The following is a 15,630-nucleotide window of genomic DNA, read 5'->3' as shown; positions in this document are numbered from 1 at the left end:
CGCCGAGCGCCTGGGTCGACGCGCCGTAGCGCAGCGGCGCGGCGTGGTAGATCGGCGCCGGCGACAGGTAGACGGTGTTCTCGTCGAATCCGAAGCCCCGCTGCTCAACACGGTGCGGGGCTTCGGATTCGACGAGAACACCGTCTACCTGTCGCCGCTGAGGGGCGGCCGGATGCCCTTCGGGCGTCCGGTGGTTCCGGACGAGTACAGCATGTCGCTGCCGCGGGGCTGGTCGGCGGGCGGGACCGTCGGCAGGTCCGCCACCTCGTCCTCGTACACCAGGTGGCCGGGCACCGGACCTCCGAATGCCAGGCGGTGCGCCACCTTCGGCGTGAGCGGCACGATGTCGCGGGCGAGCTGCGCCAGCGGTGCGGACACGACGAGCACCTTCGCGTCGCAGTCGTCGACGATGTACGCCGCCTCGGCGGGTGCGAGGTGCGTGTTGACCAGGGTGATATACACACCCGAACGCACTGCGCCCCAGTACAGTTCGAACACCGTGGCGTCGTTGACGGTGAGGACGGCGATGTGGTCGCCGACCCCGACGCCGTGCCGGCGCAGCCAGTGCGCGAACCGTACCGACGCGTCCTCGAGCTCGCGATAGGTGATCACGCGTCCGGTCGCGGCCTCGTGTACCGCCGGACGGTCCGGGGTGGTGGCGGCGTAGCGACCCGGATACATTCCTACAGCCCCAGATCCTTGGAGATGATCGTCTTCATGACCTCGCTGGTGCCGCCGTAGATGCGGGTGACGCGGGTGTCCGCGTACAGGCGGGCGATGGGGTACTCGGTGATGTAGCCGTATCCGCCGTGCAGCTGCAGGCACTTGTCGATGACCCGCCCGGCGATCTCGGTGCACACGAGCTTCGCGCGCGCCGCGTCGGCGACCGTCAGCTCCTTGCGGTCGAGCAGTTCGAGGCAGTGGTCGACGTAGACGCGGGCCATCTGGGTCTCGGCCGAGCACTCGGCGAGAACGAACTTGGTGTTCTGGAACGCGGCGACGGGCTTGCCGAACACCTTGCGGTCCGAGGTGTAGGCGATCGCGTGCGCGATCGCGGCCTCAGCGAAGCCGACCTGGTTCAGGGCGATGCTCAGGCGTTCCTGCGGCAGGTTGTGGGTCAGGTACGAGAAGCCCTTGCCCTCCTCGCCGAGGAGGTTCTCGACAGGAACCTTGACGTCGTTGTACGACAGCTCGGCGGTGTCCTGCTGGTGCAGCCCGATCTTGTTGAGCTTGCGTCCGACCGAAAAGCCTTCGTTCGCAGTCGGAACCGCGATGATGGAGAGGCCGCCGCGCCGGTTCTCGGGGTCGAACGGCGAGGTGCGGCACACGGTGAGGATCAGGTCGGCGGTGGCGCCGCCGGTGATGAACGTCTTGGCGCCGTTGATGATGTAGTGGCTGCCGTCCTCGGACAGCTTCGCGGTGGTCGCGATGTTCGCCAGGTCGGAGCCGGTGCCGGGTTCGGTCATCGCGATGGCGGTCATGATCGAGCCGTCCGCGAAGCCGGGCAGCCAGCGCTTCTTCTGCTCCTCGGTGGCGTATTCGAGCAGGTACGGCAGGATCAGGCAGGCGTGAACTGTGTAGCCGCCGAAGGAGACTCCCGCGCGCGCGACCTCCTCGAACACGATGGTGTTGTAGACGAAGCTGGATTCGCCGCCGCCACCGAATTCTTCGGGGACCTGGATGCCGAGGATGCCGAGTTCGCCGAGGCGCTTGAAGAATTCGCGGGGCGGGTGGCCGATCTCGTCCCATTCCTCGCGGTGCGGTGCGACTTCGCGTTCGATGAAGTCGCGCACCATCTTCCGGAACTGTTCGTGCTCTTCGGTGAGGATTGTGCGCTTCATGTGATCGTCCTTGTCGAAAGTGTGGGCGGTGCCGGGGTCACTCGCCGGTGAAGTTCCCGGTGCGGCGTTCGAGGAAGGCGGACAACGCTTCCCGGTGATCGGCGGTGTGGTGGGACAGTGCCTGCAGCGAGGCGGAGAGCTCGAGCAGCGTGTCGAGGTCGACGCGCTGGCCTTCGCGCAGGAGCTTCTTGGTCATACGCAGGGCGTTCGGCGGGTTGACGGCGACACGCTCGGCGAGTTCGTGGGCGGCGTCGAGCAGGTTCTCCGGCTCGACGACACGCGAAACCATGCCCCAGTCGAGGGCGGTGGCCGCGTCGACGCGGTCCCCGGTGAACGCCATCTCGGCGGCCCGGGCCGCACCGATCGCGCGCGGAAGCAACCAGGCGCCGCCGTCACCGGGGATGATGCCGAGCTTGACGAAGCTCTCGGCGAAGAACGCGGTGTTCGAGGCAATCCGCATGTCGCACATCATCGCCAGGTCGCAGCCGGCTCCGACCGCGGGGCCGTTGACGGCCGCGATGATCGGGACCTCACAGTGGTAGATGGCCTTCGGCAGGCGCTGGATGCCGCGGCGGTAGCCCTCGCGCAGCGCGTGCGGTGCGCCGGCGAACATGCCGGCGCGGTCGACCATGTCCTTGACGTTGCCGCCGGCGGAGAACGCGCTGCCGGCGCCGGTCAGGATCACCACGCGGGTCTCGATGTCGGCGTTCGCCTCGTCGACGAGTTCGACGAGGCGTTCGACGACGTCGTCGCCGGAGATTGGATTGCGCAGGTCCGGGAGGTTGATCGTCCAGGTGACGACGTTGCCTTTGCGGGTGCTGAGTACGACGTCGTTCGCGGTGCTCATGGCGAGGAGATCCCTTCCCGAAAAGTTTGAGTCGAACGATCGTTAAAATTAGGGTAGCCGGCGCGACCTGTAAAGAGCCGCGAGCGTTGTTGATCAGTCGGGCAGGCTAATGCCCGATTCGGCCGCGCCTATCGCAACGTCCTCCGGGAAGATGTTGCGGAACAGGTACAGGTCCTGGCCGAGTACCCAGCCCGGCGCCAGCGCCCGCGCATAACGCTCGAAGTACCCGAGCTGCTTGCCGAACAGCACCATTTCCTCCGGGCTCGCGACACCCCACCGTTTGCCGAGCCGGATCAACGCCATGATCAGGTCGCTCAGCCGCAGTTCCCCCAGCTCCCGCCCCAGGAGCGGTGCGAGCGCCTCGGCGACCTCCAACCCCAGCGTCTCGTCGTCGAGATCCGTCCCGGTTCCGTAACCGAGTTCGCGGATCCCGCGCGCCACGCCGGCGAAATCGCCGTCGACGGCGGTGGCATGGAACAGATCCCGGAGGATTATCCGCCAGGGCTCGGGCAGCTCACCGACGATCCCGAAATCGAGGAGCGCGAGCCGGCCGTCGTCGAGCAGCCACAGGTTTCCGGCGTGGACGTCGCCGTGGAACGGGCCGTGCAGCACGACCGATTCGATCCACACCTTGACCCCGCGCCGGATCAGCAGCCGCGTGTCGACGCCACTGTCCGGATCGGCGGCGACGCGGTCCATCGGAATCCCGTACAGGCGTTCCATGCAGATCACCCGCGGACCGCAGTAGTCCCAGTACACCTCGGGGGTGGTGACACCCTTGTTGTCACCGAACGCACCGATCCGGTCCCGGAACCGCGATTGCCGGTCCGCTTCGACGGCACTGTTCAGTTCGGTCATGGTCGCGGAGTAGAGGTCCCGGATGATCGCCGGTGCATTCGCGATCCGGAAGAACTCGAAGACCTGCAACAGCCGCGCACCCGCATACGCGGCGCGCAGATCGACGAGCATGCGGTGACGGATGCCCGGCCGCTGGATCTTCACCACCGCGTGGCGCCCGTCCCGCAACACACACGCGTGCACCTGCGCGACCGAGGCCGCAGCGAGCGGGGTGTCGTCGAACTCGGCGAACAACTCGTCGATGCGGTGTCCGAGATCCTCCTCGAGCACCGCGCGAGCTTTCGCGGCCGGGACGGGCGGAACGTCGTCGAGACAACGCAGGCACGCGTCGGCGAGGGGCTTGGGGAACAGGCCCGACGACGACGCGACGAGCTGACCGAGCTTCACGAACGTCGGCCCGAGTGTCTCGAACGCGTCGACGAGACCCTCGGCGGCCGCGTCGACGATCCCGCGACCGTCCGGCCGCATCGGCCAGGCCAGCACCTTCGTCAGCACGGCGACGACGATGACGACGACGACGACGACCGCGCGGCCGAGTTCGGCCGGGCCGAACCTGCCGAGCGGCGGCATGGCCACCTGCAGTGCCTCGGGCGGCGGTCCGCCGGCGTACGGGCCGACGGGATGCTGCTGCCCGTCACCGACGTGCGCTGCAACGTGCACGAAATCCCCCTCGTGTCCGGCGCCGGCGTCTTCGTAGTCCTGCGCAAGGTGCGACGGTACCCGGCGTGCACAGATACTTCGAGAGGCTGTTTCTGTCGGTGCCGCCGACTACCCTCGGTCGGGTAGCCGAGAACATTCGTGTCGACCGAGGCGGGCAGGGGCCATGACCGAACAGGCGCTCGACGTAGTACAGGACATTCCGGAGTCGGTGGACGGTGCCGACGAGACCGACTTCATGAGCCGCGCGGATCCGTATCGCCGGGAGCTGCTGGCGCACTGCTATCGGATGAGCGGGTCGATCCACGACGCCGAGGACCTCGTGCAGGAGACCTATCTGCGCGCGTGGCGCGGTTACGAGAACTTCGGGGAGCGGGCGTCACTGCGGACGTGGCTGCACCGGATCGCGACCAACGTCTGCCTCACGGCGCTGGAGGGCCGCTCGCGCCGTCCGCTGCCCACCGGCCTGGGCGCACCCAGCTCGGATCCCACGGAGGATCTGGTCCAGCGCCCCGAGGTGCCGTGGCTCGAACCGATACCGGGCACCTTCACCGACGACGGCCACTCCGACGATCCGTCCGATCCGGCCGTGATCGTCACGTCGCGGGATTCGATCCGGCTGGCGTTCATCGCCGCGCTGCAGCACCTGTCGGCGCGGCAACGCGCGGTGTTGCTGCTGCGGGAGGTGCTGCAGTGGCGGGCGTCCGAGGTCGCCGCAGCGCTCGGCACGACGACCGCTGCGGTCAACAGCCTGCTGCAGCGTGCTCGCGCACAACTCAACGAAGCCGAGGTCACGCGGGACGAACTCGCCGAACCGGACAGCGCCGAGACCCGCGAACTGGTCCAGCGATGGGTGGACGGTTTCGAGAACTACGACATCGACTCGATCGTCAAGATGCTCACCGAGCAGGCGGTCTGGGAGATGCCGCCGTTCGAGGGCTGGTATCAGGGTGCGGAGAACATCGGCACGCTGATCCGGGTCAACTGCCCGGCGAAGGGTCCCGGCGACCAGATCCTGATCCCGACGGTCGCGAACGGGCAACCGGCGCTCGGGTTGTACATGCGCGGCGAGGACGGACAGCACCGTCCGTTCCAGTTACAGGTCCTCGACATCGTCGACGGCCGGGTCGTGCACGTGACCGTGTTCTTCGACGTCGATCTGTTCGAGAAGTTCGGGCTGCCGCCGACGCCGCCGGCACGCGACTGATACCTCAGCCCCGGTAGCGCACCGGTTCCCCGCGGTCGACCCGCTCCCGTTGGGGCACGACGGTGTACTTCGGATCCTTCGCCGAGGCGATGCCGGCCTCGTAGACGCCGAGGCGAGTACACAGCGAGCCAGCCATGAGCGCGGCACCGGAGACCATCGAGAGCACCCGACTGCGGTGTCCGGCAAGGGCACCCACGGCCCCTGCCGCAGTAAGGGCCTTGGCGGCCCCCATCAGCCGTCCTGCCCTCCCCCGGTGAAGCGTCTCGGCCGCAAGTCCCATCGACCGCTCCATCCGGTGCTCCGTCGCCAGTTCGACGAGCGCGCCGCCGACGGCGAAGGCGCGTGCAGGCCCGGCTTCGGCGACCGGTGCACCCAGAAGACCGAGACCGCCGGACGCTGCGGCAGCCGATCCGCAGAAGACGAACGGCAGCTCTTTGTAAGCGGAATGCCATGCAGGAGTAGCAGTGTCGGAAAGAAGTACCGCGGTGTAGGCGGCCACGGGCGGCGCGGTCACGGCCCCCACGATCCCGGCGGGCCGGCCGAGGGCGAGCAGAAGCCGGACCGGCCCCCGCTTCCACCGGGTGGGCAGCACTGCGGCCAGTTCCGCCGCGGCAGCGATACCGGCGAACGGACCGTGCAGAGACAGGATCCAGGTGCCCACCGACATCGGCGAGGTCGGCTTGGCCACCCGCAGCATGTTGAGGAAACGAGCCGGTTTGCCCAGGTCGCGAACGAGGGCGACGATGCTGACGAGCAGGGAGGCGAGCGAACCGAACCGGGCGACCCGGCGCAGCGCAGGGCGGCCGGTGAGATCCGCGCCCGCGGCCAGCAGCGAACTCCCGGCCGCCACGCCTCCGGAGAACAGGTAGACGGCGATGTCGTGTTCCCAGGGCGCCGGCTTCACGACCTGCCGCCCGTAGTAGGACTCGAAGGCGGCTTCCGGCACCATCACCCGGTCGCCGCCGCCTCCGGCTCCCGATCGGCGTGGGTTGCCTGGGCTGCCGCCGTGCTGCGTCTGCGTCACCCGCGCCTCCTCAGGAACGACACGGCCGCGCCAGTCAGCATCGCGACCGCCGCGACGGCGGCCCGGGTCCACATTTCCGGCAGGTCCTTGGTGGTCACCACCGGGTCCGGAGGCAGACCGTAGACCTCGGGCTCGTCGAGGAGCAGGAAGAAGGCACCGGTTCCGCCGACCCCGTCCTCGGGGTCGTTGCCGTAGAGCCGGGCGTCCGTGACGCCTCGCTCGTGCAACGACGCCAGCCGTTCCTCGGCCCGCGCGCGCAACTCCTCGACGTCGCCGAACTGGATCGACTGTGTGGGGCATGCCTGCGCGCACGAGGGGGTCTGCCCGTCGGTGAGCCGGTCGTAGCAGAGTGTGCACTTCTGGGCGATACCGACTTTCGGGTTCCCCTCCGGTCCCTTGCGGCGGTCGATGACGCCGTACGGGCAGGCGGCGACGCAGTAGCCGCAGCCGTTGCAGATGTCGTCCTGCACGACCACGGTGCCGAATTCGCTGCGGAACAGGGAACCGGTCGGGCAGACGTCGAGGCAGGCGGCGTGGGTGCAGTGCTTGCACACGTCCGAGGACATCAGCCACCGGAAGTCGGGTTTCTCCTCGTCCGGTCGGTCACCGGGCGCGGCTCCGACGGTGGGCATGCCCAGAGAAACCGGTTCCCGCTTCTGCGCCGGTCGCTCGATGAACGCGACGTGACGCCACTGGTTGGCGTTGAGCGAATGGCTGTTGTCGTAGGACGTGCCCAGCATCGCGAACACGTTCTCGGGGACGTCGTTCCACTCCTTGCAGGCGACCTCACACGCCTTGCAGCCGATACACACGCTGGTGTCGGTGAAGAAACCCTTCCGCGCCGGCGAATCCTCGTAACCGGCGTCGGGTGCGGGGTCGAGCGGTCCGAAGAAACTGTTGCGGCCGATCACTCGTCGTCCTCCTCGGGGGTGGATGCGCCGTCCGTGCCGGTGACGGTGACGATGGGCGGGTAGGTGCCGGTTACCCCGGCCCGGCGCGCGTACCCCTCGACGTACTTGCGCAGCGCCGCGCCGGTCGGCCGACGTCCGGCGCGGACGTCGCAGGTACCGACCTTGGTCTCCTGGATGAGCACGTTGGGGTCCAACGTGATCCCGAACAGGTCGTTCGCCGAATCGCCCTTCACCTTGCCGCCTGCGCCCCAGTGATACGGCAGCCAGATCTGGTGGACGGTCCTGCCCTCGACCTTCAGCGGACGCAACCGGTCGGTCACCAGCACCCGGCCCTCGACCACCGAGCGGGCGGTGACCACGTGGCACCAGCCCATGTGCTCGAGTCCGCGCTCGGCCGCCAGAACGGGCGAGACCTCCACGAACATCTCCGGTTGCAGTTCGGCGAGGTGCTCGAGATAGCGGCTCATCGCGCCCGCCGTGTGGTGCTCGGTGAGCCGGCTGGTCGTGAACACGAACGGGAAGACGTCGACGTGTTCCTCCGGCGGCGCGGGATTCATCCGGTTGTCGTCGCGGCGGTATTCCACGCGCGTCGGATTGGCCTGCTGCCCGTAGAGCAGGTTCCGGAACGGCGATTCGACCGGTTCGTAGTGGGTCGGCATCGGGCCGTCGACGAGTCCCTGCGGCGCATACAGGGCACCCTTGCCGTCGCCCTGCATGATGAACGGATCGTTGCCCTCGATCGCCTCGACGCCCTGGGCACCGACCGGCGACCGGTAACTCGGTGGCTTGGTCTTCTCGAAGTCCGGCACGTCCTCGCCGGTCCACCGGCCGGTGTCGGCGTCCCACCACACGTAGGCCTTGCGTTCGCTCCACGGCCTGCCCTCGGGGTCGGCGGAAGCCCGGTTGTAGAGGATGCGACGGTTCAACGGCCACGCCCAACCCCACTCCGGCGCAACGAAAGACTGATCGTGGCGTGATTTTCGGCGGTTTGCCTGGTTGACGCCGTCGGCGAACACACCGGTGTAGATCCAGCAGCCACCAAGTGTGGAGCCGTCCGCCTTCATCTCGGTAAACGACGACAGCGGCCGGCGCGTCGCCACGTCGTAACCGTTGATCTCCATCAGCACCGCCTCGGCGCTGGGCTCGTCATGCGTGCCGTGCACGGGGTAATCCCATGTCAGGTCGAGCAGTGGGCGGTCGCGCTCGTCGGTCGACCCGGCCAGCCGCTCCCGCATCATGCGCCCGAGATGGTAGAAGAACCACAACTCCGAGCGGCAGTCCTCCGGCGGCTCGACCGCCTTCTCACGCCACTGCAGCATCCGCTGGGTCTGCGTGAAGGTGCCTTCCTTCTCCGTATAGGCGGCGGCGGGGAACAGGAACACCTCGGTGCCGCACTCCTCGGGCACGATCTCACCGGTCTCGACCTCCGGTGAGTCCTTCCAGAAGCTCGCGCTCTCGATCTCGAACAGGTCGCGCACCACGAGCCAGTCGAGGTTCGCCATCCCGAGCCGCTGCGCCCGGCCGTGGGCGGACCCCACGGCGGGGTTCTGGCCGAGGAGGAAGTAGCCCTTGACCTTTCCGTCGATCATGTCGAGCACCGTGCGGTAGGTGCCGTGGTCTCCGGTGATCCTGGGCAGGTAGTCGAAGCAGAAGTCGTTGTCCGCGGTGGCAGCGTCGCCCCAGTAGGCCGCGAGCAGGCTGACGGCATACGCATCGGCCTTCGACCAGAAGCCCTTGCTGCCCGGGTTGCGGACGCTGTCGATCCAGTCCGACAGCGACCGGTGCCGGTCGGCGTCGGGCATCGGCAGGTAGCCGGGGAGGAGGTTGAACAAGGTCGGGATGTCGGTGGAGCCCTGGATGCTGGCGTGCCCGCGGAGGGCCATGATGCCCCCACCGGGGCGGCCCATATTGCCCAGCAGCAGCTGCAGGATCGCGCCGGTGCGGATGTACTGCACGCCCACGCTGTGCTGGGTCCAGCCCACGCTGTAGACGAGGGCGGTCGTCCGCTCCCGCCCGGAGTTCTCCGTCCACGCCCGGCAGACGTCGAGGAAATCCTCCTGCGAGACGCCGCACACCTGCTCGACCACCTCGGGGGTGTAGCGGGCGAAGTGCCGTTTAAGCACCTGATAGACGCAGCGCGGGTGCTGCAGGGTCTCGTCGCGCCTGGGATGCCCGGCGATCGGGATACCGTGCGCCTCGTGCTGCAGACCCGCGGCGGTATCCCGATGCTTCGCGTGCTCCGCGGAGTCCGCGGCCTGGGACCGGTGCAGATCGCCCGGCTCGTCCTCCACGTCGTACTGCCAGCTGGTCGGGTCGTACGTCCGGGACTTGGGGTCGAAGCCCGAGAAGAGCCCGTCGAGGTCGTCGGTGTCAACGAACTTGTCGCTGACGAGCACAGGGGCGTTGGTGTAGTTGACGACGTACTCGCGGAAGTCCAGCTCGTTGCTCAGCACGTAGTTGACGATGCCGCCGAGGAAAGCGATGTCGCTGCCGACCCGGATGGGCACGTGTTTGTCCGCGACAGCGCTGGTGCGGGTGAATCGGGGATCCACGTGGATGACGCGTGCGCCACGCTTCTGGGCCTCCACGACCCACTGGAAGCCCACCGGGTGGGCCTCGGCCATGTTGGAGCCCTGGATGACGATGCAGTCAGCGTTGGCCAGGTCGGCCGTGTAACCGGTGGCGCCGCCGCGCCCGAAGCTGGTCCCCAGACCGGGGACGGTGGCGGAGTGTCATATGCGGGCCTGGTTCTCGATCTGGACCGCCCCCATCGCCGTGAACAGCTTCTTGATGAGGTAGTTCTCCTCGTTGTCCAGCGTCGCGCCGCCGAGACTGGCGATGCCCATCGTGCGCCGGACACGGCGGCCCTTCTCGTCGAGTTCCTGCCAGGTATCGCGCCGGGTCCGCAGCACGCGGTCGACGACCATCTCCATGGCGGTATCGAGGTCGAGGTCCTCCCATTCGGTGCCGTAGGGGCGCCGATACCGGACCCGGGTCTCGCGCAGATCGCTGGTGACGAGATTCTTGCTCGCCGAGCCCTTGGGGCAGAGCCGACCGCGGTTGACCGGGCTGTCTGGGTCCCCCTCGATTTGGACGATCCGCTCGTCCTTGACGAAGATCCGCTGTCCACATCCGACGGCACAGTAGGGACACACACTGCGCGCGACCCGATCGGCGGTCGAGGTACGCGGTTCGACTGCGTCGGTACGCCGGGAGCGGACTGCCTTCCCGCGCCCGAGCGGATCCTTGCCGACGAGTTGGCGCAGCACGGGCCAGGGCAGGGAGGAACTCTTCTCCGCCATCGGGCCTCCAGGTGTGCGGTGCCGCCCGCCGGCACAGCGTCGTGCCGCGTGTTTCGAGCCTAGGTCAGGCCGTTCGGGTCGTCCACCCGCATGCACGGTCTCAGCGCACCCGAATCGCGTGCGCCGCCGCCGGAACCACCTCGCCGATCACCGGGTGGCCCGGCAACTCCCCTACGACCAGGAGGCCGCCGGACGTCTGTGCGTCGGCGAGCAGAAGCAGCTCGTCGTCGTCCACCGCGGACTCCACGTGGTCGCGGACCCACTCGAGGTTGCGCCGGCTCCCGCCCGGCACGAACCCCTCGGCAAGCGATTCCCTCGCCCCGCCGACATAGGGCACTCTCGCGGCGTCGATCACCGCAGTCGTCCCGCTGGCCCGCATCATCTTCATCAGGTGCCCGAGCAGACCGAATCCCGTCACGTCGGTGGCGGCACGGACCCCTGCTTCGTGGGCGAGCCGCGCCGCGTCACGGTTGAGGGTCGTCATCACCGCGATCGCCTCCTCGAACCGCTCGCCGGTCGACTTGTGGCGATTGTTGAGGATGCCGAGACCGAGAGGCTTGGTGAGGGTGAGCGGTAGGCCGGGTTCGGCAGAGTCGTTGCGCAGCAATCGATCCGGATCTCCGAGCCCGGTAACTGCGAGCCCGTACTTCGGCTCCCGGTCGTCGATACTGTGCCCGCCGGCGAGGTAGGCGCCGGCCTCGGCGCATACGTCGGCACCGCCCCGCATCACCTCGGCGGCCAGCTCGAACGGGATGATCTCCCGCGGCCAGCCGAGCAGGTTCACGGCAACCACGGGCGTGCCGCCCATCGCGTAGACGTCGGACATCGCATTGGTGGCGGCGATCCGCCCCCAGTCGTAGGGGTCGTCGACGACCGGGGTGAAGAAGTCGGCGGTCACGATCAGAGCCCGGCCGCTCCCGTCGGGCGCCGAGTCGATCCGGACCGCGGCACCGTCGTCACCGTTCTCCACACCGACCAGCAGCTCCCCCGCCGCGCGGCCTCCCGGCAAGCCGCCGAGCACGCGTTCGAGCTCGCCGGGCGGGACCTTGCAGGCGCAGCCGCCACCGGCCGCGTACTGGGTGAGCCGGTAGGCGCGACCGGGCTGATCGACGTGTGCGGTCATGGCGCCAACATACGGCCGAGCCGCGACCTCGGGCGTGACTTCCGGTTAAGGTGGGCGCGGAGGCGGTTCTCGTCTGGTGACGGACGCGGTCTTCAAAACCGTTGTGGCCCAGCATCTGGGTCAGGCGGGTTCGATTCCCGTCCGCCTCCGCCAGATCGGTCACTCCGGGGACGAGGAGGCGCGTGCCGGATCCGAGACGGGACACTCCCCGCACCGACCAGATCCTCGCGGACCCACGGCTGCGTGAGGCCCGCGATCGGCTCGGCGCCCGCCTGGTCAAGGAGGCGGTGGCGGCGGCCCAGCAGCGGTGCCGCGCGGGTGAGATCGGTCCGGCGGACGTCGCCGACGAGGCGGTCGCGGCGCTGCCCGCCCGGGCGACCACCCTTCAGCGCGTAGTCAACGCCACCGGCGTGCTGGTACACACCAACCTCGGCCGCGCACCTCTTTCCCGGGCGGCGGTGGACGCAGTGAGCACGGCGGCGGGCGCGACCGACGTCGAGCTGGATCTGGACACCGGCCGGCGCGGCCGACGTGGGCGCGGCGCGCTCGAGGCACTCGCCGCGCAGGTGCCCGACGCCGGCGCCGTCCACGTGGTCAACAACGGCGCGGCCGCCCTCGCATTGGTCACCCGGGTGCTCGCGCGTGGTGGTCGCTCGATCGTCATCGCGCGCGGCGAGCTGGTCGAGATCGGCGACGGCTTCCGGATTCCCGAGTTGCTGGAGTCGGTGGGGGCAAGGTTGCGGGAGGTCGGTACCACCAATCGAGTGCGTCCGAGCGACTATGCCGCGGCGATCGACTCCGACACCGCATTCGTTCTCAAGGTGCACCCCTCGAACTTCACGGTCAGTGGCTTCACGTCGTCGGTATCGGTCCGGGAGCTGAAGGAACTGGGCGCTCCGGTCGTGGTCGACATCGGGTCGGGACTGCTGGCCCCTCATCCGCGCCTGCCGAACGAGCCCGACGCCACGAGTGTGCTGCGCGACGGCGCCGACCTCGTGACCGCCTCCGGCGACAAGCTGCTGGGTGGTCCACAGGCCGGCCTGATGCTCGGGGAGGCCCGGCTGGTGGAGCGGTTGCGACGCGACCCGTTCGCCCGCGCGCTGCGCGTCGACAAACTCACCCTGGCGGCGCTCGAGGCGACGCTGACCGGGCCGACTCCTCCGGTGCCGGCCGCACTGACCGGTCGCACGGACGACCTCCGTATCCGGGCCCGGACGATCTGCGCCGCGCTCCCGGCCTGGTTGGAGCCCGAATCGGTCGACTCCGACGGCGTCGTGGGCGGCGGCGGCGCTCCCGACGTGATCCTGCCCAGTGTCGCGATCGCTCTGCCCGAGCGCCTCGCCGGTCCCTTGCGTCGCGGCGATCCCCCGGTGGTCGGCCGCCTCGAGTGCGGCCGACTGCTGCTCGACCTGCTGGCGGTCGCCCCCGACGAAGACGGTGTCCTGATCGAGGCCGTCACGCGCGCCGCCGGTCGCGAGGAACGCTGATGCACGTCGTCGCGACCGCCGGCCACGTCGACCACGGCAAGTCCACGCTGGTCGAGGCGCTGACCGGGACCGACCCCGATCGGCTGGCCGAGGAACGGCGGCGAGGACTGACCATCGAGCTGGGCTACTGCTGGACCTCCTGGCCGGAGGTGGGAGAGGTTGCCTTCGTCGACGTTCCCGGACACGAACGATTCCTGACCACGATGCTCGCCGGGGTGGGACCGGTCCCCGCCGCCTTGCTCGTGGTGGCCGCCGACGACCCGTGGATGCCGCAGGCCGCCGAACACCTGGCCGCGCTCGACGCGCTCGGCGTGCGGCACGCGGTCGTCGCGGTGACCCGAGCCGATCTCGCCGACCCCGGCGCGGCCGCCGCACGAGCCGCCGCGGAGGTCGCCCGCACCGGTCTGACGGGGGCTCCCGTCGTCATTGTCAGCGGCCGTACCGGAGCGGGCCTCGACGATCTCCGCGCCGCCTTGACGACGATGGTCGCCGGCCTGCCGGACCCGGACCCGGACGCCGACGTCCGGCTCTGGGTGGACCGCCGGTTCACCGTGCGCGGGGCCGGGACCGTCGTCACCGGCACGCTGACCGCCGGGACGGTCCGGACCGGCGACACCCTGGCCCTGGGCGAAACACCGCTGCGGGTGCGCGGCATCCAGGCGCTCGGGCGCGACCGGGCGGCGGTGAGCGGCGTGGCCAGGGTCGCGCTCAATCTCACCGGCCCAATCGACGACGTGACCCGGGGCAGTGTGCTCGTGACACCCGGCGCATGGCATCACACCTCCGTGGTGGACGTCCGGCTCACCGGCGCGGACCGACCCCCGTCCTGTCCCGTACTGCACGTGGGGGCGGCGGACGTCGACGTCCACTGCCGGCCGTTCGGAGACGATCTCGTCCGGCTCACCCTCGCCCGCCCGCTGCCCCTACGAATCGGTGATCGCGCTCTGCTGCGCGACCCGGGCCGCCGGACGATCTGGCGCGTCGACGTACTCGATCCGGACCCGCCGCGATTCCGGCGCCGCGGCGCCGCGAAACACCGCGCCCTCCAACTCGCGAGTGCCGACGGTGTTCCACGGCTGGCCGACGAACTCGGCCGCCGCGGGATCCTGCACCGGGAGCGGTTGCGCCGGTTGGGTATTCCCTACGAGGAGGGCGACCACCTGACCGTCGGGCCGTGGCTCGTCTCACCGGCCTTCGCGGAGGCGGTCGGTGACCGGCTGCCCGCACTGGTCGAGGAGCACGCTCGCGCGCATCCGCTGGATCCCGCAGTCCCGCTGGGGGTCCTGGCCTCCCAGCTTCGGCTCCCCTCGCCGGACCTGATCCGGGCACTGGTGCGCCCGCCCTTGCGAGTGGCCGGAGGGCGGGTCGTCGATCCCGGGACCGACGCACTGCCGAACGACGTCCGGAAGGCCGTCGACGTGGTACGTCGCGAGCTTCTCGCAGCTCCGTTCGCCGCCCCGACCGCCGACCGGCTCCGCGAGCTCGGCCTCGATGACCGGGCACTGGGCGCTGCCGACCGCAGCGGGCAGCTGTGGCGGGTCGGCCCGGGGATCGTCCTGCTCCCCGACGCGGCCGACGAAGCGGTAGCACGGCTCCGCGAACTGGAGCAACCGTTCACGACCAGTGCTGCGCGCGAACGGCTGAAGACGAGTCGACGGGTGGCGCTCGCACTGCTCGGCCGGCTCGACCGAGCCGGCCGCACGCGACGACTCGCCGACGACCGGCGCGAGGTCACCCGGTAGGGGCATGTTCGAACACCGGGATCGGTGTGACGCCCGAGGTCAGCCGTTGTAGTGGAACAGTGCGCCCGGGGTCGGTCGGCGCCGACGACCGCGACGGTTCAGTGCAGCCTGCAGGGTCACGGTGCCGCCGACACCCCCGGCGAGAACGAGCAGCAGCGAGGCGACATTGAGGTTCACGGGCACTCCTTCGACGAAAAGTGACTGAGGCGAGAAAGCCTGGTGCGGCACAGATCAGCGCGTCGTCCTCGAACGAGAGCGGCGTCCATCCGAGTCCTCCGCGTCGGTGTCACCGAACATGGCCGCGATTCGCGCCTTGATTTCCGCGGTGCTGATGGCACCCGGACGGGCGATGCTGCCGGTCGTCGAGGACGTCCTGGAGCCGGTGGCGATGGTCATTGTGCAGATTCCTGCTTTCTCGGTTCTCGTTGGAATTCTGTGTAGGTGAAAACTGTTGGGTCAGATCATGATCCAGGCGGTGGCGACCGTGAACAGGATCGCCAGCGTCGCTGCGAGAGCCACGCCCATCGATCCGGTGACGGCCCAGGAGGGAACGACCACACACGCGGCGGCGACGGTGCCGGCACGTGCACCCGATCCAAGCCGTCCGGCTTCGGATCGAGCCCGTGACCGG

Annotated in this window: 12 protein-coding genes, 1 tRNA gene and 1 pseudogene; 5 read left to right on the top strand and 9 right to left on the bottom strand. The window is 69.3% G+C overall.

The annotated features are described in order from the left end of the window. From I0Q12_RS32715 to I0Q12_RS12550, 4 genes and pseudogenes are all read right to left on the bottom strand, one after another. Positions 1-681: pseudogene (locus I0Q12_RS32715) on the bottom strand (AMP-binding protein); the annotation flags it as partial. Between the two features lie 2 nt (positions 682-683). Then, positions 684-1,841, bottom strand: a complete 1,158-nt coding sequence (locus I0Q12_RS12560; RefSeq protein WP_197252234.1) for an acyl-CoA dehydrogenase family protein — start codon at positions 1,839-1,841, stop codon at positions 684-686. Between the two features lie 37 nt (positions 1,842-1,878). Further along, complete coding sequence (locus I0Q12_RS12555; protein ID WP_197252233.1) at positions 1,879-2,688, bottom strand: crotonase/enoyl-CoA hydratase family protein; 810 nt, start codon at positions 2,686-2,688, stop codon at positions 1,879-1,881. A gap of 93 nt (positions 2,689-2,781) precedes the next feature. Continuing rightward, the gene (locus I0Q12_RS12550) at positions 2,782-4,116 is read right to left on the bottom strand and encodes an AarF/ABC1/UbiB kinase family protein (RefSeq protein ID WP_197252244.1); all 1,335 of its coding nucleotides are present in this window, start codon (positions 4,114-4,116) and stop codon (positions 2,782-2,784) included. A 253-nt stretch (positions 4,117-4,369) separates the two neighbouring features. Between I0Q12_RS12550 and I0Q12_RS12545 the strand changes: the two genes are divergently transcribed. Further along, positions 4,370-5,410, top strand: coding sequence for a sigma-70 family RNA polymerase sigma factor (locus I0Q12_RS12545; protein WP_197252232.1), 1,041 nt, complete (start codon positions 4,370-4,372; stop codon positions 5,408-5,410). A 4-nt stretch (positions 5,411-5,414) separates the two neighbouring features. On the opposite strand, the gene nrfD is transcribed toward I0Q12_RS12545, so the two are convergent. The 4 genes from nrfD to selD form a co-directional block, all read right to left on the bottom strand. Further along, positions 5,415-6,434: an NrfD/PsrC family molybdoenzyme membrane anchor subunit gene (nrfD, locus tag I0Q12_RS12540; RefSeq protein WP_197252231.1), complete on the bottom strand. Its 1,020-nt coding sequence runs from the start codon at positions 6,432-6,434 to the stop codon at positions 5,415-5,417. Continuing rightward, positions 6,431-7,345 (bottom strand): 4Fe-4S dicluster domain-containing protein, encoded by a 915-nt coding sequence (locus tag I0Q12_RS12535; protein ID WP_197252230.1) that lies wholly within the window; start codon positions 7,343-7,345, stop codon positions 6,431-6,433. Before I0Q12_RS12535 ends, nrfD begins: the two co-directional genes overlap by 4 nt. After that, complete coding sequence (fdh, locus tag I0Q12_RS12530; RefSeq protein ID WP_231610529.1) at positions 7,342-10,647, bottom strand: formate dehydrogenase; 3,306 nt, start codon at positions 10,645-10,647, stop codon at positions 7,342-7,344. The genes I0Q12_RS12535 and fdh overlap by 4 nt, the downstream gene beginning before the upstream one ends. 100 nt (positions 10,648-10,747) lie before the next feature. Next, positions 10,748-11,770, bottom strand: coding sequence for a selenide, water dikinase SelD (gene selD / locus I0Q12_RS12520; protein ID WP_197252227.1), 1,023 nt, complete (start codon positions 11,768-11,770; stop codon positions 10,748-10,750). Positions 11,771-11,828: 58 nt separating this feature from the next. Here selD and I0Q12_RS12515 point away from each other — a divergent pair. The 3 genes from I0Q12_RS12515 (at position 11,829) to I0Q12_RS12505 (ending at position 14,999) form a co-directional block, all read left to right on the top strand. Continuing rightward, positions 11,829-11,923, top strand: a tRNA-Sec gene (locus I0Q12_RS12515). 29 nt (positions 11,924-11,952) lie between these two features. After that, complete coding sequence (selA, locus tag I0Q12_RS12510; protein ID WP_197252226.1) at positions 11,953-13,257, top strand: L-seryl-tRNA(Sec) selenium transferase; 1,305 nt, start codon at positions 11,953-11,955, stop codon at positions 13,255-13,257. Beyond that, complete coding sequence (locus I0Q12_RS12505) at positions 13,257-14,999, top strand: SelB C-terminal domain-containing protein (protein WP_197252225.1); 1,743 nt, start codon at positions 13,257-13,259, stop codon at positions 14,997-14,999. Before selA ends, I0Q12_RS12505 begins: the two co-directional genes overlap by 1 nt. Before the next feature lie 39 nt (positions 15,000-15,038). Here the strand turns inward: I0Q12_RS12505 and I0Q12_RS12500 are convergent, their stop codons facing one another. Beyond that, a complete protein-coding gene (locus tag I0Q12_RS12500) occupies positions 15,039-15,176 on the bottom strand; it encodes a hypothetical protein (protein ID WP_197252224.1) in 138 nt (45 codons plus the stop codon). 118 nt (positions 15,177-15,294) lie between these two features. Here I0Q12_RS12500 and I0Q12_RS12495 point away from each other — a divergent pair, with 118 nt between their 5' ends. After that, on the top strand, positions 15,295-15,444 hold the full coding sequence (locus tag I0Q12_RS12495) for a hypothetical protein (protein ID WP_197252223.1): 150 nt from the start codon (positions 15,295-15,297) through the stop codon (positions 15,442-15,444). Positions 15,445-15,630 lie beyond the last annotated feature (186 nt).

This window comes from Rhodococcus sp. CX, assembly GCF_015865005.1.
Classification (GTDB): Bacteria; Actinomycetota; Actinomycetes; order Mycobacteriales; family Mycobacteriaceae; genus Rhodococcus.
The sequence above is the reverse complement of the archived record's forward strand: the minus strand, read 5'-3'. Positions and strand labels throughout refer to the sequence as shown.